Annotated in this window: 24 protein-coding genes; 13 read left to right on the top strand and 11 right to left on the bottom strand. The window is 69.7% G+C overall.

Annotated elements, in window-relative coordinates:
- Nucleotides 1-28 precede the first annotated feature (28 nt).
- The 6 genes from ACFVKT_RS20565 (at nucleotide 29) to ACFVKT_RS20540 (ending at nucleotide 6,945) form a co-directional block, all read left to right on the top strand.
- Nucleotides 29-1,555 (top strand): MFS transporter, encoded by a 1,527-nt coding sequence (locus tag ACFVKT_RS20565; RefSeq protein WP_385733455.1) that lies wholly within the window; start codon nucleotides 29-31, stop codon nucleotides 1,553-1,555.
- 274 nt (nucleotides 1,556-1,829) lie between these two features.
- On the top strand, nucleotides 1,830-2,591 hold the full coding sequence (locus tag ACFVKT_RS20560) for a DeoR/GlpR family DNA-binding transcription regulator (protein ID WP_385734202.1): 762 nt from the start codon (nucleotides 1,830-1,832) through the stop codon (nucleotides 2,589-2,591).
- 92 nt (nucleotides 2,592-2,683) lie between these two features.
- Nucleotides 2,684-3,637, top strand: coding sequence for a 1-phosphofructokinase (gene pfkB, locus ACFVKT_RS20555; protein WP_385733453.1), 954 nt, complete (start codon nucleotides 2,684-2,686; stop codon nucleotides 3,635-3,637).
- Complete coding sequence (locus ACFVKT_RS20550; protein WP_385733451.1) at nucleotides 3,634-4,362, top strand: hypothetical protein; 729 nt, start codon at nucleotides 3,634-3,636, stop codon at nucleotides 4,360-4,362. The genes pfkB and ACFVKT_RS20550 overlap by 4 nt, the downstream gene beginning before the upstream one ends.
- Nucleotides 4,359-6,479, top strand: coding sequence for a fructose-specific PTS transporter subunit EIIC (locus ACFVKT_RS20545; RefSeq protein WP_385733449.1), 2,121 nt, complete (start codon nucleotides 4,359-4,361; stop codon nucleotides 6,477-6,479). Before ACFVKT_RS20550 ends, ACFVKT_RS20545 begins: the two co-directional genes overlap by 4 nt.
- Before the next feature lie 115 nt (nucleotides 6,480-6,594).
- Entirely contained in the window at nucleotides 6,595-6,945 is a 351-nt protein-coding gene (locus ACFVKT_RS20540; RefSeq protein WP_385733447.1) for a hypothetical protein, read from the top strand.
- A gap of 31 nt (nucleotides 6,946-6,976) precedes the next feature.
- Here ACFVKT_RS20540 and ACFVKT_RS20535 read toward each other — a convergent pair whose 3' ends face one another.
- The 4 genes from ACFVKT_RS20535 to ACFVKT_RS20520 all read right to left on the bottom strand — a co-directional run bounded on the left by ACFVKT_RS20535 (nucleotide 6,977) and on the right by ACFVKT_RS20520 (nucleotide 11,562).
- Nucleotides 6,977-7,726 (bottom strand): DUF6227 family protein, encoded by a 750-nt coding sequence (locus tag ACFVKT_RS20535; RefSeq protein WP_385733445.1) that lies wholly within the window; start codon nucleotides 7,724-7,726, stop codon nucleotides 6,977-6,979.
- 157 nt (nucleotides 7,727-7,883) lie between these two features.
- Nucleotides 7,884-9,113, bottom strand: a complete 1,230-nt coding sequence (locus tag ACFVKT_RS20530; protein WP_385733443.1) for an Ig-like domain-containing protein — start codon at nucleotides 9,111-9,113, stop codon at nucleotides 7,884-7,886.
- Nucleotides 9,114-9,278: 165 nt separating this feature from the next.
- Nucleotides 9,279-10,319, bottom strand: a complete 1,041-nt coding sequence (locus ACFVKT_RS20525) for a P1 family peptidase (protein ID WP_385733441.1) — start codon at nucleotides 10,317-10,319, stop codon at nucleotides 9,279-9,281.
- Nucleotides 10,320-10,335: 16 nt separating this feature from the next.
- A complete protein-coding gene (locus tag ACFVKT_RS20520) occupies nucleotides 10,336-11,562 on the bottom strand; it encodes a low temperature requirement protein A (protein ID WP_385733439.1) in 1,227 nt (408 codons plus the stop codon).
- 196 nt (nucleotides 11,563-11,758) lie between these two features.
- Here ACFVKT_RS20520 and ACFVKT_RS20515 point away from each other — a divergent pair, with 196 nt between their 5' ends.
- Entirely contained in the window at nucleotides 11,759-11,950 is a 192-nt protein-coding gene (locus ACFVKT_RS20515; RefSeq protein WP_385733437.1) for a hypothetical protein, read from the top strand.
- Between the two features lie 148 nt (nucleotides 11,951-12,098).
- Here the strand turns inward: ACFVKT_RS20515 and ACFVKT_RS20510 are convergent, their stop codons facing one another.
- The 6 genes from ACFVKT_RS20510 to ACFVKT_RS20485 form a co-directional block, all read right to left on the bottom strand.
- Nucleotides 12,099-12,569 (bottom strand): MscL family protein, encoded by a 471-nt coding sequence (locus ACFVKT_RS20510; protein ID WP_385733435.1) that lies wholly within the window; start codon nucleotides 12,567-12,569, stop codon nucleotides 12,099-12,101.
- 141 nt (nucleotides 12,570-12,710) lie between these two features.
- Complete coding sequence (locus ACFVKT_RS20505; RefSeq protein ID WP_385733433.1) at nucleotides 12,711-13,220, bottom strand: hypothetical protein; 510 nt, start codon at nucleotides 13,218-13,220, stop codon at nucleotides 12,711-12,713.
- A 318-nt stretch (nucleotides 13,221-13,538) separates the two neighbouring features.
- Entirely contained in the window at nucleotides 13,539-14,417 is an 879-nt protein-coding gene (locus ACFVKT_RS20500; RefSeq protein ID WP_385733431.1) for an S-methyl-5'-thioadenosine phosphorylase, read from the bottom strand.
- Nucleotides 14,418-14,518: 101 nt separating this feature from the next.
- Nucleotides 14,519-14,881 (bottom strand): FmdB family zinc ribbon protein, encoded by a 363-nt coding sequence (locus ACFVKT_RS20495; protein ID WP_385733429.1) that lies wholly within the window; start codon nucleotides 14,879-14,881, stop codon nucleotides 14,519-14,521.
- A gap of 69 nt (nucleotides 14,882-14,950) precedes the next feature.
- Nucleotides 14,951-16,213 carry an MFS transporter gene (locus tag ACFVKT_RS20490; RefSeq protein WP_385733427.1) on the bottom strand — a complete coding sequence of 421 codons (1,263 nt, stop codon included), beginning with the start codon at nucleotides 16,211-16,213 and terminating at the stop codon, nucleotides 14,951-14,953.
- A 364-nt stretch (nucleotides 16,214-16,577) separates the two neighbouring features.
- On the bottom strand, nucleotides 16,578-18,119 hold the full coding sequence (locus ACFVKT_RS20485; protein WP_385734200.1) for a potassium/proton antiporter: 1,542 nt from the start codon (nucleotides 18,117-18,119) through the stop codon (nucleotides 16,578-16,580).
- A gap of 260 nt (nucleotides 18,120-18,379) precedes the next feature.
- Here ACFVKT_RS20485 and ACFVKT_RS20480 point away from each other — a divergent pair, with 260 nt between their 5' ends.
- A complete protein-coding gene (locus tag ACFVKT_RS20480; protein WP_385733425.1) occupies nucleotides 18,380-21,130 on the top strand; it encodes a penicillin acylase family protein in 2,751 nt (916 codons plus the stop codon).
- Nucleotides 21,131-21,212: 82 nt separating this feature from the next.
- Here the strand turns inward: ACFVKT_RS20480 and ACFVKT_RS20475 are convergent, their stop codons facing one another.
- A complete protein-coding gene (locus ACFVKT_RS20475; RefSeq protein WP_385733423.1) occupies nucleotides 21,213-21,788 on the bottom strand; it encodes a 5-formyltetrahydrofolate cyclo-ligase in 576 nt (191 codons plus the stop codon).
- Nucleotides 21,789-21,919: 131 nt separating this feature from the next.
- Between ACFVKT_RS20475 and galU the strand changes: the two genes are divergently transcribed.
- Genes galU through ACFVKT_RS20450 form a run of 5 tightly spaced genes read left to right on the top strand, consistent with a single transcriptional unit; the run spans nucleotide 21,920 to nucleotide 25,965 of the window.
- On the top strand, nucleotides 21,920-22,822 hold the full coding sequence (gene galU, locus ACFVKT_RS20470) for a UTP--glucose-1-phosphate uridylyltransferase GalU (RefSeq protein WP_385733422.1): 903 nt from the start codon (nucleotides 21,920-21,922) through the stop codon (nucleotides 22,820-22,822).
- Between the two features lie 4 nt (nucleotides 22,823-22,826).
- Nucleotides 22,827-24,149 (top strand): gephyrin-like molybdotransferase Glp, encoded by a 1,323-nt coding sequence (gene glp / locus ACFVKT_RS20465; protein ID WP_385733420.1) that lies wholly within the window; start codon nucleotides 22,827-22,829, stop codon nucleotides 24,147-24,149.
- A 60-nt stretch (nucleotides 24,150-24,209) separates the two neighbouring features.
- Entirely contained in the window at nucleotides 24,210-24,722 is a 513-nt protein-coding gene (moaC, locus tag ACFVKT_RS20460; RefSeq protein ID WP_385733418.1) for a cyclic pyranopterin monophosphate synthase MoaC, read from the top strand.
- Complete coding sequence (locus tag ACFVKT_RS20455) at nucleotides 24,719-25,234, top strand: molybdenum cofactor biosynthesis protein B (protein WP_385733416.1); 516 nt, start codon at nucleotides 24,719-24,721, stop codon at nucleotides 25,232-25,234. Before moaC ends, ACFVKT_RS20455 begins: the two co-directional genes overlap by 4 nt.
- Nucleotides 25,231-25,965: a GNAT family N-acetyltransferase gene (locus ACFVKT_RS20450; protein ID WP_385734198.1), complete on the top strand. Its 735-nt coding sequence runs from the start codon at nucleotides 25,231-25,233 to the stop codon at nucleotides 25,963-25,965. Before ACFVKT_RS20455 ends, ACFVKT_RS20450 begins: the two co-directional genes overlap by 4 nt.
- Nucleotides 25,966-26,137: the final 172 nt, after the last annotated feature.

Genomic DNA, 26,137 nt, shown 5'->3' with positions numbered 1-26,137 from the left:
TGACCTAATGGGGTTCTACCTTCGGTGCATGACCTCCACCGAGACTCTTCTCGACAGCCCGGCCCCAGCGGCCGACCGACGCCGTTGGTTCGCACTCGCGATCGTGATGACCGCGGCTTTCATGGACCTCGTCGACGTCACGATCGTCAACATCGCGATCCCGTCCATCCAGCGGGATGCGGGCGCCTCGGTCAGCCAGATCCAGTGGATCACGGCGGGTTACGCGCTGGCCTTCGCCGCCGGGCTCATCACCGGCGGGCGGCTCGGCGACATCCACGGACGTAAGCGGCTCTTCCTGGTCGGCATAGGGGGATTCACGATCGCATCGGCCCTGTGCGGTTTCGCCGTGAACCCCGAGATGCTCGTCGCCTCCCGCATCCTCCAGGGCGGGATGGCCGCGATGATGGTGCCGCAGGTGCTGTCGATCGTGCACGCGACCTTCCCGGCGCACGAGCGGGGGAACGTGTTCGGGCTGTTCGGCGCGGTCGTCGGACTGGGCGCCGTGTCCGGGCCGCTGCTCGGCGCACTGCTCACCGAGTGGAACCTGTTCGGCCTCGAATGGCGGCCGATCTTCCTCATCAACCTTCCCGTCGGCATCGCGGGCCTGATCCTGGGCCGCCGCTTCATCACCGAGTCCAAGGCCCCGCGGGCCCTCAAGCTCGACCTCGTCGGTGTCGCCCTCGTCGCGCTCGGACTGGTGATGCTGCTCTACCCGCTGACGCGCGGCGAGGAGCTGGACTGGCCGCTGTGGGGGTACGTGTCGATGGCCGGCGCCCTCGTCGTCTTCGCGGCGCTGGTGGCGTACGAGAAGCGGAAGGCGCGGATCGACAGTTCGCCGCTCGTCGAGCTCTCCCTCTTCAAGGTGAAGAGCTTCGCGGCGGGCATCGCCGTACAGACCGTCTTCGGTGTCGCGCTCGGCATCTTCTTCCTGGTCTGGACGCTTTACATGCAGACCGGTCTGGGCTGGAGCCCGCTGCGGGCCGGGCTGACCGGGGTGCCGTTCTCCATCGCGGTGTCGGTGGCGGCGGGGATGTCGGTGCAGTTGCTGGTGCCGCGCTTCGGGCGCAAGGTGCTCCAGGCGGGCGCGCTGCTCATGGCGGCCGGCGTACTCCTCTACATCTGGGAGTCCGAGCGGTACGGCATGTCCATCCACTCCTGGCAGATGGCGCTTCCCCTGGTGGTCATGGGCGCGGGGATGGGCTTCATCGTGGCGCCGCTGACGGACGCCGTGCTGTCGGAGGTGCCGCGCGAGCACTCCGGTTCGGCGTCCGGGCTCATCAACACCGTGCAGCAGATGGGCAACGCGCTGGGTCTCGGCCTGGTCTCCGTCGTCTTCTACGGCACGATGGCTGACCGGCTGGCCCTGGCCGAGGTGGGCCCGGCCTTCGTGAACGCCTTCCAACACGCGCTGGGCTGGGTCGCGGCGGTGATGGCGGCCATCTTCCTGCTGATGTTCGCGCTGCCGAAGCTGCCGGCGCAGCATGTGGAGGGTGTGGAGGGTGCGGGGGACGCGTCGTCCGACGAGGTCACGAAGGCGCCCGCGCTCGTTTCGTGAACCAGGACTGAAGGGGGAAGGGGCCCGGTACCGCAGCGATGCTGTAGGTGCCGGGCCCTTTGCGTTGCCCCGGTTTGCTCTGCCCCGCTCTGCTCTGCCCCTCTCTGCTCCGGTTTGCTCTGCTCCGGTTGGCGTTGCCCCCGGTTTGTGTTGCCCTCGGCAACCGAAGTCCGTTCATGTCCGGGTCGCGCCCGAACCTGTTTACTTTCCGGAAATCCGGGCGTAGCCTCCGATTGAAACCACAGGTTCGGGCATGACTCGGAGGCGAACGGACATGTACGCACCGGAGCGGCAGCAGGAGATCCTCCGGCTCGCCCGTGACGGCGGCCGGGTTGACGTGGTGTCACTGGCCGAGGAGTTCCAGGTCACCGCGGAGACCATCCGCCGGGACCTGAAGGCGCTGGACCGCGCGGGCCTCGTACGCCGGGTGCACGGTGGCGCGATACCGGCCGGGCGCCTGGACTTCGAGCCCGACCTCGCCGAGCGCGAGTACACGGCGGCCGACGAGAAGGACCGTGTCGCGCAGGCCGCCGTCGCCGAACTGCCGCACGACGGCACGGTGATCCTGGACGCCGGATCGACGGTCGCCCGGCTCGCCGGAGCGGTCCCGCTGGAGGCGACGCTCACCGTCGTCACCCACAGCCTGCCGATCGCGGCCCGCCTCGCGGACCACCCCGGCATCCAACTCCATCTCGTCGGGGGACGCGTGAGGCACCGTACGCGCGCCGCTGTGGACGCCTGGGCGCTCCGCGCCTACACCGAGATCCGCGCCGACGTCCTCTTCATCGCGGCCAACGGCTTCTCCGTCTCGTACGGACTGACCACCCCCGACCTCGCCGAGGCCGCCGTCAAGCGCGCGACCATGCGTGCCGCGCGCCGCGTGGTGCTGCTGGCCGACTCCTCCAAGCACGGCCAGGAGCACTTCGCCCGCTTCGGCGACCTGAGTGATGTGGACCTGCTGATCACCGACCGCGGGCTGAGCCCGGACAACGCCGCCGCCATCGAACGCGGCGGCACCGAAGTGCTGTGTGTATAGAGCCCTCTGCCTTTGAGGCGCTGTGTGTATTGAGCGGAAAGCGGCAAGCGGTACGTGACCGCTGTGTGTCGAGAGTTGAGAAACGAGTGCGCATGATCCTCACCGTCACGCCCAACCCCTCCCTCGACCGTACGTACGAGGTCCCGTCGCTAGACCGCGGCGAGGTCATCCGGGCCACCGGCGAACGCATGGACCCGGGCGGCAAGGGCGTGAACGTCTCGCGCGCGGTCGCGGCCGCCGGGCAGCGCACGGTCGCCGTCCTGCCCCTGGGTGGTGCGCCCGGCGCACTCGTCGCCGACCTGCTCGACGCGCAGGGCATCGAGGTCGCGCCGGTCCCGATAGCCGGGGCGACCCGCTCGAACATCTCGGTCGCCGAACCCGACGGCACCATGACGAAGATCAACGCGCCCGGCCCCGAACTCTCCGCCGCCGAGGCCGAACTCCTCCTGGAGACCGTCCGCTCGCAGTACCGCTCGGGTGAGACCCACTGGATCACCTGCTGCGGCAGCCTGCCGCGCGGGCTCGGGCCTTCCTGGTACGCCGATCTCGTCGCCCGTGCCCATGCGGCGGGCGCCCGGATCGCGCTGGACACCTCCGGCCCGGCGCTGCTCGCTGCGTTGCGCGAGCGGCCCGACGTGGTGAAGCCCAACGCCGAGGAGCTCGCGGAAGCCGTCGGGCGTCCCCTTACCACGGTGGGCGACGCGGTGAAGGCGGCCGAGGAGTTGCGTGAACTGGGCGCGCGCGCCGTGCTCGCGAGCCTGGGCGCCGACGGCCAGTTGCTCGTGGACGCCGAGGGCGCCTGGTTCGCGAGCGCCCGGGTGGACGGCGTACGCAGCAACGTGGGCGCCGGTGACTCCTCGCTCGCCGGGTTCCTGATCGCCGGCGGCAGCGGCCCGAAAGCGCTGGCCTCCGCCGTCGCCCACGGCGCCGCGGCCGTCCAGCTCCCCGGCAGCGTGATGCCGGGCCCCGCCGACCTCGACCCCTCCGCCGTGACAGTCACATCGCAGATCCCGGTGGACCGCGTCCTGACGGAGCCAGTGTCATGAACGCGCGCTACGCCGGTGCGGCAGGCCTTGGGCTCACTGTCGTCGGGCATGTGGATGCGGTACTCGCCGGACCTGGTCTCGCCGGCCCTGGGCTCACCGGCTCGGTCCTCGCCGGCCTCGGGTGCGTGGGCGTCGTACTCGCGGGCTCGGTACGAACCGGCCTTGGGCTCGCCCGCCCTGGCCTCGTCGGCCCCGGGCACGTGGGCCTCGTACCCGCCGGCTCGGTCCTCGTCGGCCTCGGGTGCGTGGGCGTCGTACTCGCGGGCTCGGTACGAACCGGCCTTGGGCTCGCCCGCCCTGGCCTCGTCGGCCCCGGGCACGAAGGCTTCGTACCCACCACCTTCGTACCCACCACCTCCGTACCCACCACCTCCGTACCCACCACCTCCGTACCCACCACCCCCGAACCCCCCGAACCCCCCGAACCCCCCGAACCCCCCGAACCCCCCGAACCCCCCGAACCTCCCGAACCCCCCGAACCGGCCCTGAAGCGGCGGGGTTTCCCCGTCCCCGCCGCAGCCATACGACGACGGGGCTTGCCCGGTCCCGCCGCCGAGTGGAGGCGGGGCGCCACTGGCCCCGCCTCCGCGACCCGCCAAGCACCTCACCCGATCCCCGTACTCACCCCAGTACTCACCCCTGTCCTCACCTCCGTCCTCACCCCTGTCCCCACCCCCGCCCATGACTTCCCCCGGGCGATACGCGTGCGAAGGAGCCCGCGATGAGCGAGATGATCACCGCGGACCTGGTCGACCTCGACCTGTCCGCCGATACGAAGGAAGCGGCGGCACGAGCCCTCGCCGAGCGCATGGTGGCCCTGGGCCGGGTGACCGACCTCGACGGCTTCCTCGCCGACGTGGCCGCCCGCGAGGCCCAGATGCCGACCGGACTCGACGGCGGCATCGGCATCCCGCACTGCCGGAGCGTTCACGTCACCGAGCCGACGCTCGCCTTCGGGCGCAGTGCGGCCGGGGTCGACTTCGGTGCGCCGGACGGGCCCGCCGACCTGATCTTCCTGATCGCCGCCCCCGCGGGCGCGGACGACGCCCACCTCACGATGCTCTCGTCCCTCGCCCGGCAGCTGATGAACGCCGAGTTCACGACCGCGCTGCGGTCGGTGGACGACGCGGCGGCCGCGGCCGCGCTCATCCGCGGGGACGAGCCCGAGGCGGCAACCGCCGCCTCCAATAACTCCAATAACTCCAATAACTCCGCGGCGGAGCCGAACGCGGCGGCCTCCGCCGGCACCGCCGCGGACGGCGCGGCCCCGGCGCCGGGTGCGACCGTCGAGGACGGACCCGCCCCGGCGCCGGGTGCCACCGCCACCTCCGACGAGCACCCGTTCCGTATCGTCGCCGTCACCTCCTGTCCCACCGGCATCGCGCACACCTACATGGCGGCCGAGTCGCTGGAGAACGCGGGACGCGAGGCCGGTGTCGAACTCGTCGTCGAGCCGCAGGGTTCGGCCGGTTTCACCCGGCTCGACCCGGCGGTCATCGCGGCGGCGGACGCCGTGATCTTCGCGCACGACGTGCCCGTACGGGAGAAGGACCGCTTCGCCGGGAAGCCGACCGTCGACGTCGGAGTGAAGGCGGGCATCAACCGCCCCGCCGAGCTGATCTCCGAGGTCCGCGGCAAGGCGGAGCGCGGCGAGGTCTCCGCGGGCGCCGCGTCCGGCACGCCGGTGGAGCGCACCGGTGAGTCCGGCGAGGGTTACGGCAGCAAGCTCCGCAAGTGGCTGATGAGCGGCGTGAGTTACATGGTGCCGTTCGTCGCCGCGGGCGGTCTGCTGATCGCCCTGGGCTTCGCGATCGGCGGCTACCAGGTCAACAAGGCGCCGTCCGTCATGGACCACTTCATGTGGCTGCAGGCGGACAGCTGGGGTGCGCTGTTCTTCCAGATCGGCGGCGTGGCCTTCGGCTTCCTCGTCCCGGTCCTCGCCGGCTACATCGCGTACGGCATGGCGGACCGGCCGGGTCTGGTCCCCGGGTTCGTCGGCGGCGCGATCTCCCTCACCATCAACGCGGGCTTCCTCGGCGGTCTGGCCGCCGGTCTCATCGCCGGTGCCGTGGTGATCGCGATCCAGAAGGTAAGGATCCCGAAGGCGCTGCGCGGCATCATGCCGGTGGTGGTGATCCCGCTGATCTCCGCGGCGATCGTCGGGTTCCTGATGTTCGTGGTCATCGGCAAACCCATCGCGTCCGCGCAGAAGGGCATGACCGACTGGCTCAACGGCCTCACCGGCACCAACGCCATCCTGCTCGGCACCCTGCTCGGCCTGATGATGTGCTTCGACCTCGGCGGCCCGGTCAACAAGGTCGCGTACACCTTCGCCACGGCGGGTATCGCGGTCGCGAGCCCCAGCGACTCGGCGATGAAGATCATGGCCGCGGTGATGGCGGCGGGTATGGTTCCGCCGCTCGCCATGGCGCTGGCCACGACCGTCCGCGCCAAGCTGTTCACCCAGACCGAGCGCGAGAACGGCAAGGCCGCCTGGGTCCTTGGCGCCTCCTTCATCTCGGAGGGCGCGATCCCGTTCGCCGCGGCGGACCCGCTGCGGGTCATCCCGTCGTCCATGGTGGGCGGCGCGGTCACCGGCGCCCTGTCGATGGCCTTCGGCGCCACCCTGCGCGCTCCGCACGGCGGCATCTTCGTGGTCCCGCTGATCGGCAACCCGTTCCTCTACCTGGTCGCCATCGCCGCCGGCGTCTGTGTCACCACCGCTCTGGTGGTCGTCCTGAAGGGCATGCGCAAGCAGGCCCCCGAGGGCACGGGCGCGGGGGTCGCCGACGCTCCGATATCAGCGAAGGCCGAGCGCAAGGAGCCGGTGGCGGCGGCCTGAGACGCCAACCGGCTACCGCCTGCCCCTTTAGGCAGCCTGTGAGCTGTTCGCTGCATCTGCGAGATACGTCACGGTCCGGGGTCAAAGTCCCGGACCGTGGTGTCTACTGGCGAGTATGCCCGAGCAAGTGTCGATCCTTCAGCTGACAGGTGCGGCCGCGCTCGCCCTGGCGACCGTCATCTGGGTCGTCGGGCTGGTACGCCTTCTGCGCGGGGGCCGGGGCCGCTCCCAGGCCGCCGCGGTCCGGCACCACGGCGACGCACTCCGGCACCACGGCGACGCACTCCGGCACCACGGCGACGCACTCCGGCACCACGGCGACGTACTCCGGCACCACGGCGACGTACTCCGGGCGATGCCCCGCCAACGACGGTCAGGTCCTGACACCGAGTCCGTCGAACTGACCCCGCAGGAGCACGCCGCTTTCGCCGGTCTGGTACGTCAGTTCAGCGAAAGCCGCCCGTAGACGGCTTCCGGTGGCCGACTGGCTCCGTGGGTCAGTTGAGCCGGGCGGCGCGTCGCTCCATCGCGTCCCGCGCCGCGTCCTCCGTGGCGTACACCTCGCACATGTGCCGCCGGTCGGGCGTCGCCGTGTGCTCGACCTCCCACAGGGAGATCTCCTGCCCGTCGCGCAGCAGGAACGCGTGCTCGTAGAGCGAGAAGGACATCCCCGGCCGGCCTGTCCGGCAGGGGCGGCCGAAGGCCTGGGTGATCTGGTGCGCGCACGCCTCACTCGTCAGCAGCGCCGCGATGTCGGCCTCCGGCTGATCCGGATTCTCCGCTCGCCGTAACAGCCGCCGTGCGTGATCCGCCGAGGCGTCGGGCACGTACTCGTGGCGCGGCTCGGGGAACGGCGACAGGTGCACGAGCACGGCCAGTTCGAAGTCCGGTGTGTCCGCGGGCAGCGGCAGCCGGTCCGTGGCGGCGCGCAGCTCCTCGTTGTCCACGTACACCTCGTGCTGCGGATCGCTGCCGGGTGCCGTGTTGTGCACCAGCTCCCACAGCGTGACCGCCGAGCCGTCGGCGAGCAGCCACGTGTGCCGGTACGTCTCGCGATGCAGGCCCGCGCTGTGGTGTGCGGAGTGCAGCGAACTGTCGTGCGCCAGCGCGCAGTCGAGCCGCCGTATGGTCTCGTCCGGCAGTTCGAAGGAATTCAGGGCACGACCGAGGAGTCGCGCGAGATGCTCCTCCGGAGACTCGGGCGACTCGGGTGGTTCGTACGCTGCTGTCTCGTACGGAACGCTCAAGGTTTCTCCCGGCGTTGCTGCATGTCACCTTGTGGGTGCATACCGTAGCCCCTCGATCGGACATCATGTCCGCGAACCGAGAAAACGTACGGCCGGAAAACGGGCGGGCCGCGCGGCAAGTTCCCACGCGGCCCGCCCGGGCGTCAAAAAGCCCTCGTCAGACGGCACTTCCCGCGGTCCACGCGCTCCACGACATGTTCCAGCCGTTGAGCCCGTTGTCCGGCGCGACGGTCTTGTCGGGGGAGTTCTTGACGGTCACGACGTCCCCGACGAGAGAGTTGTCGTAGAACCACTTGGCGGTGGTGTCCCCTTGCGCGCCCTGCACGTCGGCGAGCCCCACACAGCCGTGGCTGGTGCCCTCCCGACCGAAGGGAGGATTGCCCTTGTTGTACCAGTAGTTGCCGTGGATGAATGTCCCCGAAGTCGTCAGGCGCATCGCGTGCGGCACATCCGGGATGTCGTACTCGCCGCCGTAACCGACCGTCGACCCGTTCATCCGCGTCTGCACGAACTTCTCCGAGATCACCATCTGCCCGTTGTACGTCGTGTGGTCCGGGCTGCCCGCCGAGATCGGGACCTTCTTGAGGGTCTTTCCGTCCCGCACGACCGTCATGGTCTGCGTGTTGACGTCGACCGTGGACACCTGGGAACGCCCGATGGTGAAGCTGACGGTCTTCTCCTGCACCCCGTAGACGCCGTTCGCGCCCTCGACTCCGTCCAGGTCGATCTTCATCGTGACCTTGGAACCGGCCTTCCAGTACTCCTCGGGCCGGAAGTCGAGCCGCTGCGTCCCGAACCAGTGCCCCACCACCTGCTGCCCGCTGCTGGAGGACACCGTGATGTGCGACTGCACGGCCTTCGTGTCGGTGATCGCCTTGTCGAAGTTGAACGAGACCGGCATCCCGACGCCGACCGTGGTGCCGTTGTCGGGCGTGTACGTGCCGATGAAACTGTTGCTCGAGGTGACCGTCGTGAAGATGGAGTTGGCCGCGGCGGTGCGCCCGCTCGCGTCCTTCGCCGTGGCCGATATCTGATACTTCGTCCCGCGCTCCAACTGTTCGTTCGGCTTCCAGGAGCTGCCGTCCGCGGATATCGCCCCGGCCACGGGTGCCCCGGTCCCGGACACCGTCATCTTCACGTCGGTGAGCTTGCCGTCGCTGACCTTCACCCCGGTCGCGTTGATGGAGGCGCCCGTCGAACCATCCTTCGCCGAGATGACGAGGGTCGCCGTGGACGTCTTGGCCGAACTCGCGCCGTTCCCCGCGTCGTTGCCGCTCTTGCTGTCCGCTTTCGCGTTGCCACCGCAGGCGGTGAGGGTGAGGGCGCCGACCATCAGGGCGGCACAGGCCCCCAGTGTGCGCCGCGCTGTTTTGTCCGGCGTTGCCACGGGCTGCTCCAGATTCTCGTGATGTGGGTGATCCGCTCCACTACGTCGAGAAAGAGCGAGCAGCGGCGTGAAGGGTTCCCTCCGTCCGCCGTGAACACCATCACGTGACAGAACCGCGACAATCACCCCACCCCGGGGCCGTGAAACCCCCTGCCTTCCAGGTCCTTACTCCCGCTGTCCCCGTCCCCCGTACAGCTCCTCGTACGCCGGCCACACCCCTCCCGCCCCGTCCACCGACTCCGCCGCCCGCACCGCCCGTACGATCGCCCGCATCACCACGTCCGCGCCCGCCGCGAGGATGTCGTTGAGTGTGAGGGGGTTTGTGTCGGCGAGCGGCCGGGCGCCCGTGGCCAGTGCGAACACCGTGTCCCCGTCGCTCAGCAGGTGGACCGGACGCACGGCGCGCGCGATGCCGTCGTGCGCCGTGCCCGCGAGCTTCTGCGCCTGGGCGCGCGTGATGTCGGCGTCGGTGGCGACGACCGCGAGCGTGGTGTGCAGCGGGGGAGGGCCGTTCTTCGCGGCGGCCTCGGCCAGCCGTCGCTGCGCCGCCTCGTGCACCTCGGCCGACGGGTACGGCGTACGCCCCTGCATCAGCTCCCCGTACAGCGCCCCCGTCTCCGGCTGCACCGCCGACCCCGCCGCGTTGGCCACCACCAGCGCGGCCACCGTGATCCCCGAGTCGAGCACTACGCTCGCGGTGCCGACCCCACCCTTGACCGTCCCGACGACCGCCCCCGTACCGGCGCCCACGCACCCCTCACGCACCGCAGCGCCGGGCTCGCTCGCGTCGGCCGCCTCGACCGCCGCGCGGCCCGTCGACGCGTCCGGCCTGGCCCTGAAGTCGCCGCCACGGCCCAGGTCGAAGACAGCGGCGGCCGGGACGACCGGCACGACGTGCGCCGGATCGGGGCCGACCCGTACCCCGCGCCCCTGCTCCTCCAGCCAGGCCATCACACCGGACGCCGAATCCAGCCCGTAGGTGCTGCCGCCGGTCAGTACGACCGCCTCGACCTTCTGCACCAGGTTGCGCGGGTCGAGCGCGTCGGTCTCCTTGGTGCCCGGCCCGCCGCCGCGCACGTCCACGGCCGCCGTGGCGCCGCCCGGAGGGGCGAGCACGACCGTGGTACCGGTGAGCCAACCGTCGCCGGCACGCGTCGCATGCCCCACCCGCAGACCCGCGACATCCGTCAGAGCGTCAACTGTCATGCCGACAGTGTTTCCCCTAGGCGGTCCGTGCCTCCTCCCGTGTGACCATCCGCGCCGTCAATGTCACCCCGACCACGACGGCCAGCGCCGACACGATGCCCGCCGCGAGCACCGCACGGTCGCCCAGGAACGTGCACAGGATGACCAGCAAGGCGGTGGTCGGCAGGACGGCCTGCTGGGCGATGCCCACCTTGAAGTAGCGCGAATGCAACACCCAGACGGTGAGGAGGTACAGCGCCGTCGGCAGCGTCACGGCGGAGGACGCGGCGAGCGTCGAGATGTGCGCCTTTCCGACCGCCTGCTCGACCGCCACCTCGAGTCCCGCGCCGATCGCGGCCGCCGACGCGTAGATCAGATAGTGGCCGTAACCCCATAGGAAAGACTGTCTGTTGGACCGCAGATGCCCGTGGATGGGCACCACGAAGTAGATCCACCACGCGGAGAAGACGATCAGCAGTCCGCCCGCGGCGATCGGCAGCAGTTCTCCGAGCGCGTCGTTCTCGTCCACACCCGACTTCACAGCGACCGTGGCCGCGGCGATCGTCTCGCCCAGGACGATGATCGTGAACAGGCCGTACCGCTCGGAGATGTGGTGTGGATGCCAGGACGTCGCGAAGTCCTTCTCCGCGAACAGCGGAACGCACAACTCGGCGAGGGCCATCACCAGGAACACCCAGGGCCTGCCGGGCTCCGGCAGGAACAGCAGCCCCAGCCAGCCGACCTGGCACAGCAGCACGCCGCCCGCGTACCGCGAAGCCGTCGTTCTCTCGGCACCCTCCGTCGACCGCACCACCCGCAGCCACTGCGCGATCATCGCGAACCGCATGATCGCGTACCCGAGCCAGACGACCAGGAAGTCGTGTTCGTCGGCTGCCTGCGACACTCCGGCGGCGAGTACGAGGACGCCGGCGATCTGCACCAGCGTGACGACCCGGTAGAGCGCGTCGTCGTTGTCGTACGCCGAGGCGAACCAGGTGAAGTTCATCCAGGCCCACCAGATCGCGAAGAAGATCATCGCGTAGTTGAGGATGCCCTCACCCGCGTGCCCCTCGGCCACGGCGTGCACCAGCTGGATGCCCGCCTGGGCGATGGCCACGACGAAGCACAGGTCGAAGAAGAGCTCCAGCGGCGACGCCACCCGGTGCGCCTCGTCGCGGCCGCGGGCGGTCATTCTGCGCAACGGCCCACGACCGGCAGGCCGTGGCGTCGCAGCGGATTCGGAAGCGGAACGGGACGACGTCATACAGCCAAGCACAGCAGAAAAGCTCCGGAAATTCTTGTGAATGCGATCACAAGCGGGCTGGGGTCCGGTAGTCGCGGGTAATGGCCCGTGGGACCTGCCTGCCTCGGCGTCCCTCTGCGGTTCCTTACCCGTCGAGCCCCTGCGGCGCCCGGTTGGGCCGGGATCGCCCGCCGCGCCCTCCGCGTACCCTGAAGGCATGAGCACCGCTCCCACCCCCGCCCCCGAACCGCGCGATCCCAAGCCCGCCGCGCTGGTCTTCGACGACCCGCTGAGCCAGCAGTCCTCGGACGACACGGACCGTGGGTGGGGCGAGCGGCCCGGCGGCGACGGCGACAGTGCGGCCGACCTCAAGCGCTTCCTCGACGAGAAGCCGCCCCACCACATCTGAGCCGCGCCCGACCAGGTCCGAGCCGTGACCCACCGCCTCGGAGCTCCGGCCGACCACCTCTGAGCCCTGCCGGACCACGTCCGCGCCTCGCCGGCCCATGTGCGTGCCCTGGCCGGCCCCGTCCGGACCCCGGCCCAGACTCTCCCCGCTAGTTCTCGCTGTGCCCCGAACCACGCTGCGCGACCAAGGCGTCGCGGATCTCCTTCAGCACCTCCAGCTCGGTCACCTCCATCATTTCCTGCGTGCCCTCCTTCGCCTTCTGGCGGGCCGCCTGCCGGGCCAGGTACTTGGACATGGGCAGGACCATCAGGAAGTAGACGACGGCCGCGGTGATCACGAAGCTGAGCGCGGAGCCCAGCACCGAGCCCCACATGATCCGGATGCCAGTCGCGGTGTCGCCGGTTCCTGTGCAGGGCGACTTGAGGCAGGAGCTGTAGCTGTCTAGATTTTTCGTGCCGAACGCCCCCACCAGCGGGTTGATGACTCCCTTCACCACAGAGTTGACGATGTTGGTGAAGGCCGCGCCGATGACGACCGCGACTGCCAGGTCGACGACGTTTCCCCGCGTCAGAAAGGCCTTGAAGCCGTCCAGGACACTGGGTTTCTTCTTCTCGCTCACCGAGGGGCCCCTCTGTACAAGTTGTGGAACAAACAGCTCCGCAACCTACGTCAGGGCGGGCCGGGCCTGTCCAATTCGGTAGCTCCAACGAGGGACTTGACACCGATTCTTCACTCACGGAGTCACCACCGGCCGCACAACTCAGCACAGCGTCACCGCCAGCCGTGAGGTCGCGCTCGCGCCGGCCAGTCGCGCCGCCGTGGTCCGCGGGACCGACAGGACGACCAGCGCCCCGGTCTCGGTGGCGTCGAACTGCGGCACCTCCGTGACCCGGACCCCGGCCGCGACCACCCGCGCTTCGCCGCCGCTGTCCGCCGCGACCACATCGACTCGATCGCCCCGCCGCAGCAACCGCACCGTGGCCGCGTCGGCGATCCGCACCGGCGCCGTCACCATCTCGACCGCGCGCCGCTCGCGTACGTGAGTCGATGCCGATGCCGATGCCGATGCCGATGGCGATTCGGATGAGGAAGAGGAAGCGGCGGCGCTCGCCGGATGCCCCCGTGCCCGCTCGGCGTCACGAGGGCACGCCGCGATGAGCGCGGCCGCTGTGACCGCCAGTCCGGCGGCCACCGCCCGCCGCCGGTGCCGGGTGAGGCGCCGGAGCTGATACCGCCCGCCGCGTACGCGTACGGGAGCAAAGTGAGGCACCTCGCAGGTCGGAGGCGCGTCCGCACCCGGCGGACGTACAGGATCCGGCGGACGTACAGGATCCGTGCCGGTCGGCCGCCCCGCCGGAGCGAGAGAAGCCTGGGGCCCGAGAGGAGCGAGTTGCTGTGCCATGGTGACCACCACCTGTGACGAGAGATCGGCTTGCGATCCCACGATGAGGCCTCGTGGCCGAGCCCGCCGGAGCCCGTGGACCACCGACGGGTTGTGGACAACTCCCTCACCCGAACGGGAAGTTCCACCCCCGTCCCGAGCCGCCCGAGGAGTCCCGCCCACCACCCATCCCCCCCGCGACCCTCACTACGGCAGCGCGAACCCCGGATCCATCCCGCCCAGCGCCGTCGTGCACAGACAGTCCCGCGTCCCGTTCTCCGGCAGCCCCGCGACCGCGTCGAAGAGCACACCCCGCAGCCGGTCGACATTCGCCGCGAACACCTTCAGGACGTCGTCGTGCGAGACGCCCTCGCCGGTCTCGGCCCCCGCGTCGAGGTCGGTGACGAGGGTCAAGGACGTGTAGCAGAGCTCCAGTTCGCGGGCGAGCGCCGCTTCGGGGTGGCCGGTCATACCCACCACGGACCAGCCCTGCGCCTGATACCAGAGTGATTCGGCGCGGGTGGAGAACCGGGGGCCCTCGATGACGACGAGGGTGCCGCCCTCCACCGGCTCCCACTTCCGCCCGCGCGCCGCTTCAAGAGCGGCCTTGCGTCCGACCGGGCAGTACGGGTCGGCCAGCGACACGTGCACCACGTTCGGCACCGTGCCGTCAGGCAGCGGAAGCCCGTCGAAGTACGACTGCGCCCGCGACTGGGTGCGGTCCACCAGCTGGTCCGGCACGAGCAGGGTCCCAGGTCCGTACTCCGGGCGTAGTCCGCCCACCGCGCAGGGGCCGAGGATCTGGCGGGCGCCGACGGAACGCAACGCCCACAGGTTGGCCCGGTAGTTGATGCGGTGCGGCGGCAGATGGTGGCCGCGGCCGTGCCGGGGGAGGAAGGCGACCCGTCGCCCGGCGATCTCCCCCAGGAACAGGGAGTCGCTGGGCGGCCCGTAGGGGGTGTCCACCTGTATCTCGGTCACGTCGTCGAGGAAGGAGTAGAACCCCGAGCCGCCGATGACCCCGATCTCGGCCCTGTCCGCCGCCCGCTCTGCGGCAGGGCTCTGCGCGTTCTCCGTATTCGCCATGGACGGCACCCTAGCCCGGGTCGGAAAACGCCGAAGACCCTGTCGTCGTACGACGACAGGGTCCCGTAAGAACTACGAAAGAGTCCTGTAAGAACAAGGTCCTACGCGGCGGAGCTGCTACTGCTGGACGAGCCGCTGCCCGACGACTTCGAGTTCGAAGAACCTGATGAACCCGACGAACTCGAAGATCCCGACGACTTCGAGTCCGAAGAGGACGACGAAGAGGTCGAGGGTGTCGACGACGGCTTGGAAGCCGACGCCGGCGCCGGCGAGGTGCTCGTCGACGAACCGCGGCTGTCATTGCGGTAGAAGCCGGAGCCCTTGAAGACAATGCCGACGGCCGAGAACACCTTCTTCAGGCGGCCACCGCAGCTGGGGCACTCGGTCAGGGCATCGTCCGTGAACTTCTGGACGGCCTCAAGGCCCTCGCCACACTCGGTGCACTGGTACTGGTAGGTCGGCACTGGCTCTTCCTCCTGGCACTCTCACTCAATGAGTGCTAACGACGGTCCATAGTGACGTATTCCGAGAGATCAGTCCACCGTCACCGGTACTCGGTGACCCACGCCACGTGCGACGGTGCGGTGGGTGGGCCGCGTCGCCAGCCGTGATCGCAGAGCCACAAGGGTTATCAGAGCCAGTGCGGTGCCGGCCATCGGCGCCAGGAAACCGGCGCCGTCCCAGAAGCGGTCCTCCAGCTGTCCGGAGGCCGTGACGGCCGCCGCCTGGCCGAGCGCGACGGCGCCGGTCAGCCAGGTGAAGGCCTCGGTGCGGGCGCCGGCGGGCACCAGCCCCTCGACCAGTGTGTAGCCGGTGATCAGGGCCGGAGCGATGCACATGCCGACCAGGAGGCCGAGCCCGCCGAGCACGATCACGGAGTGGGCGGCCCAGAGTCCGGCGGCGGTGAGGGCGAGGGCCGCGTAACCGAGGACGAGCCGCCGCTGCGGGGCCACCTTCCAGGCGACGGCGCCGCAGACGATGCCGGAGACCATGTTGCCCGCGGCGAAGACGCCGTACAGGACACCGTTCAGGCCGGGTTCGCCGATGGACTCACTGAACGCGGCGAGCGAGACCTGCATGCCGCCGAAGACGGAACCGATGCCCAGGAAGGCCACGATCAGAATCCGCACACCAGGGATGCGCAGCGCCGAAACGTGCTCCACGCGCGCGTGCCCGTCAAGAGCGACAGCAGGCTGTGTGCTCTTCTGCGCGGCGAACAGGAGGCCGCCGACCAGGGTCAGCGCGGCCTCGGTCAGCAGGCCCGCGGCCGGGTCCACGGTGGTGCACAGCGCGGTCGCCACCAGCGGCCCGAACACGAAGGTCAGCTCGTCGGTGACGGACTCGAAGGCCGCCGCGGTGGTCATCAGGGGTGAGCCCTGGAGCTTCACGCCCCAGCGGGCGCGCACCATCGGGCCGATCTGCGGCACCGAGGCGCCGGTCGGCACGGCTGCGGCGAAAAGGGCCCACAAGGGGGCGCCCGTCAGCGCGAGCGTGGTCAGGGAGAGGCCCGACAGGGTGTGCACCAGGACGCCGGGGATCAGCACAGCCCGCTGCCCGAACCGGTCGGCAAGACGCCCCGTGAAGGGGGCGAACAGGGCCATGGAGACACCGGTCACGGCGGCGACGGCGCCGGCGGCTCCGTACGAACCGGTGGTGTGCTGCACGAGCAGCACGATGGAGATGGTCAGCATCGCGAACGGCTGGCGTGCGGCGAAGCCGGGGAGCAGGAACGTCCAGGCGCCGCGGGTGCGCAGCAGCTGTCCGTACCCGGGGCGGGAGGTGACCGTGGATGCCACGGCCGTGCCTTTCTGCCACCTGGTAGCGCGCCCGTGCGGGGGGCGCCGAGAGCTGTCCTCTTGCGCGGAACTGCGGTAGATACCGGCTGCCCACTGCGAGGCACCGCGGCCGCCATACGGTCGCGCCAGCTCTGCGTCAGGCAGAGTTGGTTCGAGTTTGGTTCGACGTCGAACCGACGTCGGTTCGATCAAAGTCTGCCTTCATCGTACAGGGATGAAGGCTCAGGTGCCTGTGAAACCCAGCACCACGGCATCGTTCACCTGTGAATGCATATGGACCGTTAAGGCGCTGTTCGCCTCGATGCCCCGCGCGACGGACCGGTCAGCGGCGGGTGCCGTCGTCCCCGGCCCCGGCCACCCGGCCTCAGCGTCGGCTTCCGCCGCCCGCCGGTCCCAGCCAGCCGGCCAGCTTGCCCCCCTGGCCCACCGCGCGCAGCCGCTGCTCGGCGGCGTCCCGGACGGGATCGGTGGCCACCACGAGGAGCTCGTCGCCGCGCCGCAGCACGGTCGTGGGCAGCGGCACGAAGGACTTCCCGTCGCGCACGACGAGGGTGACGGCGGCGCCTGCGGGCAGCCGCAGCTCGCCCACCTCGACGCCGTGCATGCGTGATCCGCCCGGGATCGCGACGGACAGCAGATGGCCGCGCAGCCGCTCCAGGGGCGCTGATTCGATGCCCAGGTCGGCGGGGCCCTCGGATTCGCCGAGCCGCAGCGTGCGGGCCAGCCAGGGCAGCGTGGGCCCCTGGATGAGGGTGTAGACGACCACCAGTACGAAGACGATGTTGAAGATGCGACGGCTTTCCTCGATGCCGCTCACCATGGGGATGGTCGCCAGGATGATGGGCACGGCGCCGCGCAGCCCGGCCCAGGACATCAGCGTCTGCTCCTGCCAGGGCAGGCGGAACGGCAGCAGGCTCAGCACGATGCTGAGCGGCCGGGCGACCACGGTCAGCACCAGGCCTATGACGAGCGCGGGCCAGATGTCGCCGCCCAGCTCGTGGGGGGTGACCAGCAGGCCGAGCAGGACGAACATGCCGATCTGCGCGATCCAGCCGAGCCCTTCGGCGAAACCGCGCGTGGCGGGCCAGTGCGGCAGTCGCGCGTTGCCCAGCACCATCGCCGCGAGGTACACGGCGAGGAAGCCGCTTCCGTGGGCGAGCGCCCCGGCGGCGTACGCCACGACCGCGATGGCCATCACGGCGATCGGGTAGAGGCCGGAGGCGGGCAGTGCCACATGCCGCAGCCCGTACGAGCCCAGGAAGCCCACCGCGATGCCGATGGCCGCGCCGATGGCCAGTTCCAGCGTTATCTCGCCCAGCAGCACGTACCAGTGCTCCACCGGGCCCGCCGCACAGAACGCGACGACGAGGATCACCACGGGGGCGTCGTTGAAGCCGGACTCGGCCTCCAGGACGCCCGTCACGCGCGTGGGGAGGGGGATTTTCCGCAGCACAGAGAAGACGGCCGCCGCGTCCGTCGAGGACACCACCGCCCCGATGATGAGCGCCTGACGCCAGTCCAGGCCGATCAGATAGTGGGCCGCCGTGGCCGTGACCGCGACACTCACCGCGACTCCGACCAGCGCCAGCGAGGCGGCGGCGGGAAGGGCCGGCTTGATTTCCTTCCACTTCGTGCCGAGGCCACCCTCGGCCAGGATCACGACCAGGGCCGCGTACCCGATGACCTGGGTCAGCTCGGCGTTGTTGAAGTGGACGTTGCCGATTCCGTCCTGGCCCATCGCGATGCCGATGCCCAGGTAAACGAGCAGCGTCGGGAGCCCGCTGCGCGAAGAGATCCGAACCGCTGCCACCGCGACGAGCAGAACGAGCGAGCACACGAGCAGAAGTTGGTTGAGGTGGTGGACAGTCAGCGGCCGTTCCCTTCTCGTCAATCCGGGCTCGCGGATCGGAACGCTCGGATCGGCAGACGCGGATCGGAACCCTCGGATCAGAAGACCGGAAGCCGAGCACTTCAGTGCAAGTACTTCGTTACCTTACCTAACTCTTGACGCTTTCTTGACACTCGCCGGTGCAAGATCGAACGCCCGTCCGTTCGGGTACCCGACTCCGCGTCAAGGCGCGCTGGGCCCTGCGCCTATGGTTGCTCCAGCGCTCAGTCAAATGCACAGCCCCGCCTGCCGCTCGCGTTAGGACAGCAAGGACAGCGATGCCCCCCACCACCACCGCCTCTTCCGGCCAAAAGCCCGGCAAGTCCGGCAGGAAGAAGGGGCGCAAAGCCCGACTGTTCTTGATCGTCCTGGTTTTGGCCGTCATCGGCGGCATCGCCTTCGGCGGGTTCTGGACCGTCAGCACAGTGCGCGCTTCCTTCCCGCAAACCACGGGCGAGATCACACTCGACGGTCTGTCAGGACCCGTGGACGTCAAGCGGGACAGCTACGGAATCCCGCAGATCTACGCCTCGTCCGACGAGGACCTCTTCATGGCGCAGGGCTTCGTCCAGGCGCAGGACCGGTTCTACGAGATGGACGTACGCCGGCACATGACCTCGGGCCGGCTGTCCGAGATGTTCGGCTCCTCGCAGGTCAAGGACGACGAGTTCCTGCGCACCATGGGCTGGGACCGGGTCGCCCAGGAGGAGTACGACACCAAGCTGTCGGACTCCACGAAGAAGTACCTCCAGGCATACGCCAAGGGAGTCAATGCCTACCTGAAGGGCAAGGACGGCAAGGACATCTCCCTGGAGTACGCGGCCCTCGGCTTCCGCAACGACTACAAGCCCCAGGAGTGGACCCCGGTCGACTCGGTGGCCTGGCTCAAGGCGATGGCCTGGGACCTGCGCGGCAACATGGACGACGAGATCGACCGCTCCCTGATGACCAGCCGCCTGGGCCCGCAGCAGATCAAGGACCTGTACCCGGAGTACCCGTACAGCCGGAACGAGACGATCGTCCAGGACGGCGAGTACGACAGCGCCACCGGGACGTACGTCCAGGACGGCAGCACCTCCACGAGCACCGCGGCGGGCACCGGGCTCGCGGGCAACACGGCGGCGCCCTCCGACCTGGAGAGCCAGCTGTCGGGGCTCTACGACGTTCTCGACGACCTGCCCACGGCCGTCGGAGTGAACGGCAACGGCATCGGCTCCAACTCCTGGGTCGTCTCGGGCGCCCACACCATCACCGGCAAGCCACTGCTGGCCAACGACCCGCACCTGTCGCCGTCGCTGCCCTCGGTCTGGTACCAGATGGGCCTGCACTGCACCACGCTCTCCGCGACCTGCCAGTACGACGTCTCCGGCTACACCTTCGCGGGCATGCCCGGCGTGATCATCGGCCACAACCAGGACATCGCCTGGGGCATGACCAACTCCGGTGCCGATGTCACCGACCTCTACCTGGAGAAGCTCACCGGCGACGGCTACCAGGTCGACGACAAGGTGAAGCCCTTCACGACCCGCGAGGAGACCATCAAGGTCGCGGGCGGCAAGTCCAAGACGATCATCGTCCGGGAGACCGACAACGGGCCCCTGCTGTCGGACCGCAACGACGAACTCGTCAAGGTCGGCCAGAAGGCCACCGTCGACACCGCGGCACCCGACCGAGGCGACGGCTACGGCATCTCGCTGCGCTGGACCGCGCTGGATCCGGGCAACTCCATGGACGCCGTCTTCGAGTTGGACAAGGCCTCCAACTGGACCGAGTTCCGCAACGCGTCCGCGTCCTTCGACGTGCCCTCGCAGAACCTGATCTACGCCGACACCAAGGGCAACATCGGCTACCAGCTGCCCGGCAAGATCCCCACACGCGGCAAGGGCGACGGCTCGCTCCCCGCGCCGGGCTGGGACTCCAAGTACGACTGGACCGGCTACATCAAGCAGTCCGAGCTGCCCTACGACTACAACCCGGAACGCGGCTACATCGTGACCGCCAACCAGGCCGTCATCGAGAAGGACAAGTACCCCTACACGATCACCACGGACTGGGGTTACGGCACGCGCAGTCAGCGGATCACCGACCTGATCGAGTCGAAGATCAAGGGCGGCGGCAAGATCTCGACCGAGGACATGCGCCAGATGCAGCTCGACAACAGCAGCGAGATCGCCAAGCTGCTGGTGCCCAAGCTGCTCAAGATCGACGTCGACGACCCGAACGTCCGCGAGGCGCAGAAGCTCCTGGAGGGCTGGGACTACACCCAGGACGCCGATTCCGCTGCGGCCGCCTACTTCAACTCGGTCTGGCGCAACATTCTCAAGCTCGCCTTCGGCAACAAACTGCCCAAGGAGCTACGGGTCGAGGGCCAGTGCCTCAATGTGGCCCCGGTCGACACCACAGGCCCCGCGGACGAGGACCAGACAGTGCGCGAGTGCGGCCAGCGGTCCGCGGACCAGGCGCAGCCGGACGGCGGCGACCGCTGGTTCGAGGTGGTCCGCAACATCATCGACGACGAGGACAACGACTGGTGGAAGTCGCCGGCGACGCGCCTCGACAAGGCGACCGACACCCGTGACGAGCTGTTCGCCCGGGCCATGACGGACGCCCGCTGGGAGCTCACCGCCAAGCTCGGCAAGGACATCGACACCTGGAACTGGGGCCGGCTGCACCGCCTGTTCCTGAAGAACCAGACCCTGGGTGTCGACGGCCCCGGCATCGTGCAGTACATGCTCAACCGCGGCCCCTGGAACCTCAGCGGCGGCGAGGCGACGGTCAACGCGACCGGCTGGAACGCGGCGGGCGGCTACGGCGTGGTCTGGGTGCCGTCCATGCGGATGGTGGTCAACCTCGGAGACCTCGACAAGTCCAAGTGGATCAACCTCACCGGCGCATCGGGACATGCCTACAGCGCCCACTACACCGACCAGACGGACATCTGGGCCGAGGGCCAACTGCTGGACTGGTCCTTCTCGGAGAAGGCGGTCGAGAACTCGACGAGTGACACGCTGGTCCTGAAACCGGCGTGACGCGATCACGTCGAAGGGGCCCTCCACGCGCGCGTGGAGGGCCCCTTCCGCAAGTGGACCCTTCGCATGCGGCCCGGGGCCGTCAGCCGAAACGGCGTACACCTGCCGGGGTCACCACCGCCTGGACGGGCCGGTCGTGCGGTTCCCCGGGCACCCGCTCGACGACCTCCCTGTCGTACAGCAGCACCACCAGCGCGGGATCGGCCCCCGCGCGCTTCAGGCGGGCCAGTACGCGGTCGTACGAGCCCCCGCCGCGTCCCAGGCGCATCCCGCGCGCGTCGACGGCGAGACCGGGCAGCAGGACGGCGTCCGCCTCCTGGACGGCCTCGGGCCCCAGCCGCTCGCCCGCGGGCTCCAAGAGGGCCATCTTTCCGCCGTGCTGGACACGTACGAGGGAGCCCGCTCCGGCGTACGCCGCCCAGTCCAGGTCGTTGTCCGCCAGCAGGACGGGAAGCAGCACGCGGACCCCGCGCGCGTGGAGCGCGTCCAGGAGCGCGAGGGTTCCGGGTTCGCCCCCCACCGAGACGTACGCCGCCACCGTGCGCGCGTGCGCCAACTCGGGCAGTTCCAGGGCGCGTGCGGCCAGAGCCACGGTGGATTCCCGCAGGTCGTCGGCCGTCAACTCGTTTCTCACCGCGAGGAATTCTCGCCGCAACATTCGCTTGTCATGATCTGCATTCGATCCGGCATGACTCACAGGTGGCTCCCGCAGCTTCGCAATAGGCTCATATGAGAGCAAATTAACCGGAGCCACAGATTCTCAACATAGCCACCGGATATGGTTCGAGCATGACTGAGTCACACCCCAGGATCACCAAGGCTGTCATCCCCGCAGCAGGCCTTGGCACCCGGTTCCTGCCGGCCACAAAGGCCACGCCCAAGGAGATGCTGCCGGTCGTGGACAAGCCGGCGATCCAGTACGTGGTCGAAGAGGCCGCGGCAGCGGGTCTTGACGACGTTCTGATGATCACAGGCCGCAACAAGCGCCCTCTCGAGGACCACTTCGACCGCAACTACGAGCTCGAATCGGCCCTCCAGAAGAAGGGCGACGCCGACCGGCTCGCCAGGGTCCAGGAGTCAAGCGACCTCGCCACCATGCACTACGTGCGCCAGGGCGACCCCAAGGGACTCGGCCACGCCGTGCTGTGTGCGGCCCCGCACGTCGGCCACGAGCCCTTCGCGGTGCTCCTCGGTGACGACCTGATCGACCCGCGCGACCCCCTGCTCGCGCGCATGGTCGAGGTCCAGGAGCAGTACGGCGGCAGCGTCATCGCGCTCATGGAGGTCCCGCCCGAGCAGATCCACCTCTACGGATGTGCCGCCGTCGAGACCACCGACGAGGGCGACCTCGTGAAGGTGACGGGCCTGGTCGAGAAGCCGGACCCGGCCGACGCTCCCAGCAACTACGCGATCATCGGACGTTACGTCCTGGACCCGCACGTCTTCGACATACTGCGCAAGACGGAGCCGGGCCGCGGCGGCGAGATCCAGCTCACCGACGCCCTCCAGCAGCTCGCCACCGACGAGAAGGTCGGCGGCCCGGTGCACGGCGTCGTCTTCCGTGGCCGCCGCTATGACACCGGAGACCGCGGCGACTACCTGCGTGCCATTGTCAGACTCGCATGCGAACGTGAAGACCTGGGCCCGGACTTCCGGACCTGGCTTCGCAGTTACGTAGCCGAGGAGATGTAGCGATTTGAGCACCGCCGCGACCCGCGTCACCGGCCAGGACCACATCTGGTCGGTGACCGAACACCTGGAGGACATTCTCGCGACCGTGCGCCCCCTCGAACCCATCGAGCTGCAACTCCTCGACGCCCAGGGCTGCGTCCTGGTCGAGGACGTCACGGTGCCGGTCTCCCTGCCACCGTTCGACAACAGCTCGATGGACGGGTACGCGGTGCGGGTCGCGGATGTCGCGGGCGCGAGCGAGGAGTTCCCGGCCGTTCTGACGGTCGTCGGCGATGTCGCGGCGGGCCAGGCCGAGCTGCTCCACGTGGGCCCCGGCCAGGCCGCCCGCATCATGACGGGCGCCCCGCTGCCGCCCGGCGCCGAGGCCGTCGTCCCCGTGGAGTGGACCGACGGCGGCCTGGGCGAGGGCCCGGTCTCCGGAATGCGGGCCCACAGCGCGGCTCCCGAGGGTGCCTTCGGCCAGGTGCAGGTCCACCGCCCGGCCCAGGCACGCGCGCACGTGCGCGCCAAGGGCAGCGACGTGAAGGCGGGCGACCGCGCCCTCGACGCCGGCACGATCCTCGGCCCGCCGCAGATCGGCCTGCTCGCCGCGATCGGCCGCGGCACCGTGCGCGTACGCCCCCGCGCCCGTGTGGTCGTCATGTCCACCGGCAGCGAACTCGTTCAGCCCGACGAGGAGTTGGGCACCGGACAGATCTACGACTCCAACAGCTTCGCCCTCTGCGCCGCCGCCCGCGACGCCGGAGCCATCGCCTACCGGGTGGGCGCGGTCGCCGACGACGCCGAGACGCTCCGCGCCACCATCGAGGACCAGCTCATCCGGGCGGACCTGCTGGTCACCACGGGCGGGGTGAGCGTCGGCGCGTACGACGTCGTCAAGGAAGCCCTCTCCTCCGTCGGCGACGAGGACGAGGAGGGCAGCGGCATCGAGTTCCGCAAGCTCGCCATGCAGCCCGGCAAACCCCAGGGCTTCGGCACCATCGGCCCCGACCACACCCCGCTGCTCGCGCTCCCGGGCAACCCCGTGTCGTCGTACGTCTCCTTCGAGCTCTTCGTGCGCCCCGCGATCCGCACCCTGATGGGCCTGAAGGACATCCATCGCCCGACGGTGCGGGCCGTGGTCGCGTCCGACAAGGCTCTGACCTCGCCCGCGGGACGCAGACAGTTCCTGCGGGGGAAGTACGCGAACGGCCGGGTGACGCCCGTCGGAGGCGCCGGATCACACCTGGTCGCGGCCCTCGCACAGGCCGACTGTCTGATCGTCGTCCCCGAGGACGACACCTCGGTCGAGCCCGGCGCCGAGGTCGATGTGGTCCTGCTCGGCTGAGCGGCCCGGGTTGGCGGTACCGTGTCGCGCACAACAGGCCGACCGGGAGCGCCGCAGCACATGACAGTTCCATCCCGGGGGGAGACCCCCGGACCCCCTGAACAGGACCGCCTCACGCACATCGACGAGGTGGGCGCCGCCCGCATGGTCGATGTGTCCGGCAAGGACGTGACCGCGCGCACCGCCCGTGCCAGCGGCCGCGTCCTGGTCTCACCCCGTGTCATCGAGCTGCTGCGCGGCGAGGGCGTCCCCAAGGGCGACGCCCTCGCGACCGCACGCATCGCCGGCATCATGGGCGCCAAGCGCACGCCGGACCTGATCCCGCTCTGCCACCCGTTGTCGGTGTCGGGTGTCAAGCTTGATCTGTCGGTCGCGGACGACGCCGTCGAGATCCTCGCCACCGTGAAGACCACGGACCGTACGGGGGTCGAGATGGAGGCCCTCACCGCGGTCAGTGTGGCGGCCCTCACCGTGATCGACATGGTCAAAGCGGTCGACAAGAGGGCGGTCATCACGGACGTACGCGTGGAGGAGAAGACGGGCGGCAAGTCCGGCGACTGGAGCAGGGAATGACGGCCCCGCCGTCGTACCGAGCCCTGGTGGTCACCGCGTCCAACCGGGCCGCCGCGGGGGTCTATGAGGACAAGGGCGGACCTCTGATCGCCGCGGGGCTGGCCTCGTACGGCTTCGAGGTGGACGGCCCGCGGGTCGTCCCGGACGGGGATCCCGTCGAGGCCGCGCTGCGCGCCGGTGTGGACGCCGGGTACGACGTCATCGTCACCACCGGCGGCACCGGCATCTCGCCCACCGACCGGACCCCGGAGGCCACGCGTCGGGTTCTCGACCACGAGATCCCGGGGATTCCCGAGGCCATCAGGGCGTTCGGGAGGGAGAAGGTGCCGACGGCGGCGCTGTCCCGGGGGCTCGCCGGAGTCGCGGGAGGGACGCTGATCGTCAACCTGCCGGGATCCTCCGGCGGGGTGAAGGACGGGCTGGCCGTCCTGGAGCCCCTGCTGATTCACGCCGTGGACCAGATCCGCGGCGGCGACCACCCCAGACCCAGCGGCGCCGGGGGTGTGAGCTGAACACCCCATCGTGGCCCGTCGAGCTGGTGGAAGGCGATGTCGTCCTCCGGCCGATAAAGGTGCGCGACCAGCGGACCTGGCGTGAGGTCAACCGGCGCAACCGGGACTGGCTGCGGCCCTGGGAGGCGACCATTCCGCCGCCCACGCCCAGCGGTCCGATCGCGCACCGGCCGACCTACCGGCAGATGGTCCGGCACCTGCGCGCCGAGGCCAACGCCGGCCGGATGCTGCCCTTCGTGATCGAGTACCAGGGGCGGCTCGTCGGGCAGTTGACGGTCGCCGGGATCACCTGGGGCTCGATGTGCTCCGGGCACATCGGCTACTGGGTCGACCAGTCGGTGGCGGGGCGCGGAGTGATGCCGACAGCGGTGGCGCTCGTGACCGACCACTGCTTCCGTACCGTCGGACTGCACCGCATCGAAGTCTGCATTCGCCCCGAGAACGGGCCCAGCCGCAGAGTCGTGGAGAAACTCGGATTCCGCGAGGAAGGCCTTCGTCCACGTTATCTTCACATCGACGGAGCCTGGCGCGACCATCTCGTCTTCGCGCTCACCGCCGAAGAGGTGCCGGAGGGCTTGCTCGGGCGCTGGCAGCGGTCGCGCGCGGAGCGGGCGCGCTCCGAACAGGCGCGATTGGACCAGACCAGGCCGGGGCAGGCAGGGCACGAGCAGGTGCGACCCGGGCAGACGGGCGCGCAGAATCCGAGCAAGCCCGGCAACGCCAGTAAATGAAATAGGTGTTCGAAATTGATCGCCCGGCGATCGTCCGGCGATCGTCTCGGGGCATTAAATTCGCGGTCCCGGCGGCCAGCTGATCGCATCGGTCACAAAAAAAGCTCGAAATATCAGCCAGATCGTGCGACACACCGACTCAATTGGCAGATGGCCTCACGCAAACCCCTCT

This window comes from Streptomyces sp. NPDC127595, assembly GCF_042671685.1.
Taxonomy (GTDB): Bacteria; Actinomycetota; Actinomycetes; order Streptomycetales; family Streptomycetaceae; genus Streptomyces.
Note: the sequence above shows the minus strand (reverse complement) of the source record. Positions and strands in the feature narration are given on the sequence as shown.

What these genes read in the sequence shown, in the direction of transcription:
- pfkB (WP_385733453.1), top strand. Translation starts at nt 2,684, where the DNA reads ATGATCCTCACCGTCACGCCCAACCCCTCCCTCGACCGTACGTACGAG.
- ACFVKT_RS20520 (WP_385733439.1), bottom strand. Translation starts at nt 11,562, where the DNA reads ATGACGTCGTCCCGTTCCGCTTCCGAATCCGCTGCGACGCCACGGCCT.
- ACFVKT_RS20550 (WP_385733451.1), top strand. Translation starts at nt 3,634, where the DNA reads ATGAACGCGCGCTACGCCGGTGCGGCAGGCCTTGGGCTCACTGTCGTC.
- ACFVKT_RS20565 (WP_385733455.1), top strand. Translation starts at nt 29, where the DNA reads ATGACCTCCACCGAGACTCTTCTCGACAGCCCGGCCCCAGCGGCCGAC.
- ACFVKT_RS20480 (WP_385733425.1), top strand. Translation starts at nt 18,380, where the DNA reads ATGCCCCCCACCACCACCGCCTCTTCCGGCCAAAAGCCCGGCAAGTCC.
- ACFVKT_RS20515 (WP_385733437.1), top strand. Translation starts at nt 11,759, where the DNA reads ATGAGCACCGCTCCCACCCCCGCCCCCGAACCGCGCGATCCCAAGCCC.
- ACFVKT_RS20545 (WP_385733449.1), top strand. Translation starts at nt 4,359, where the DNA reads ATGAGCGAGATGATCACCGCGGACCTGGTCGACCTCGACCTGTCCGCC.
- galU (WP_385733422.1), top strand. Translation starts at nt 21,920, where the DNA reads ATGACTGAGTCACACCCCAGGATCACCAAGGCTGTCATCCCCGCAGCA.
- ACFVKT_RS20475 (WP_385733423.1), bottom strand. Translation starts at nt 21,788, where the DNA reads ATGTTGCGGCGAGAATTCCTCGCGGTGAGAAACGAGTTGACGGCCGAC.
- ACFVKT_RS20540 (WP_385733447.1), top strand. Translation starts at nt 6,595, where the DNA reads ATGCCCGAGCAAGTGTCGATCCTTCAGCTGACAGGTGCGGCCGCGCTC.
- ACFVKT_RS20500 (WP_385733431.1), bottom strand. Translation starts at nt 14,417, where the DNA reads ATGGCGAATACGGAGAACGCGCAGAGCCCTGCCGCAGAGCGGGCGGCG.
- ACFVKT_RS20560 (WP_385734202.1), top strand. Translation starts at nt 1,830, where the DNA reads ATGTACGCACCGGAGCGGCAGCAGGAGATCCTCCGGCTCGCCCGTGAC.
- ACFVKT_RS20525 (WP_385733441.1), bottom strand. Translation starts at nt 10,319, where the DNA reads ATGACAGTTGACGCTCTGACGGATGTCGCGGGTCTGCGGGTGGGGCAT.
- moaC (WP_385733418.1), top strand. Translation starts at nt 24,210, where the DNA reads ATGACAGTTCCATCCCGGGGGGAGACCCCCGGACCCCCTGAACAGGAC.
- ACFVKT_RS20455 (WP_385733416.1), top strand. Translation starts at nt 24,719, where the DNA reads ATGACGGCCCCGCCGTCGTACCGAGCCCTGGTGGTCACCGCGTCCAAC.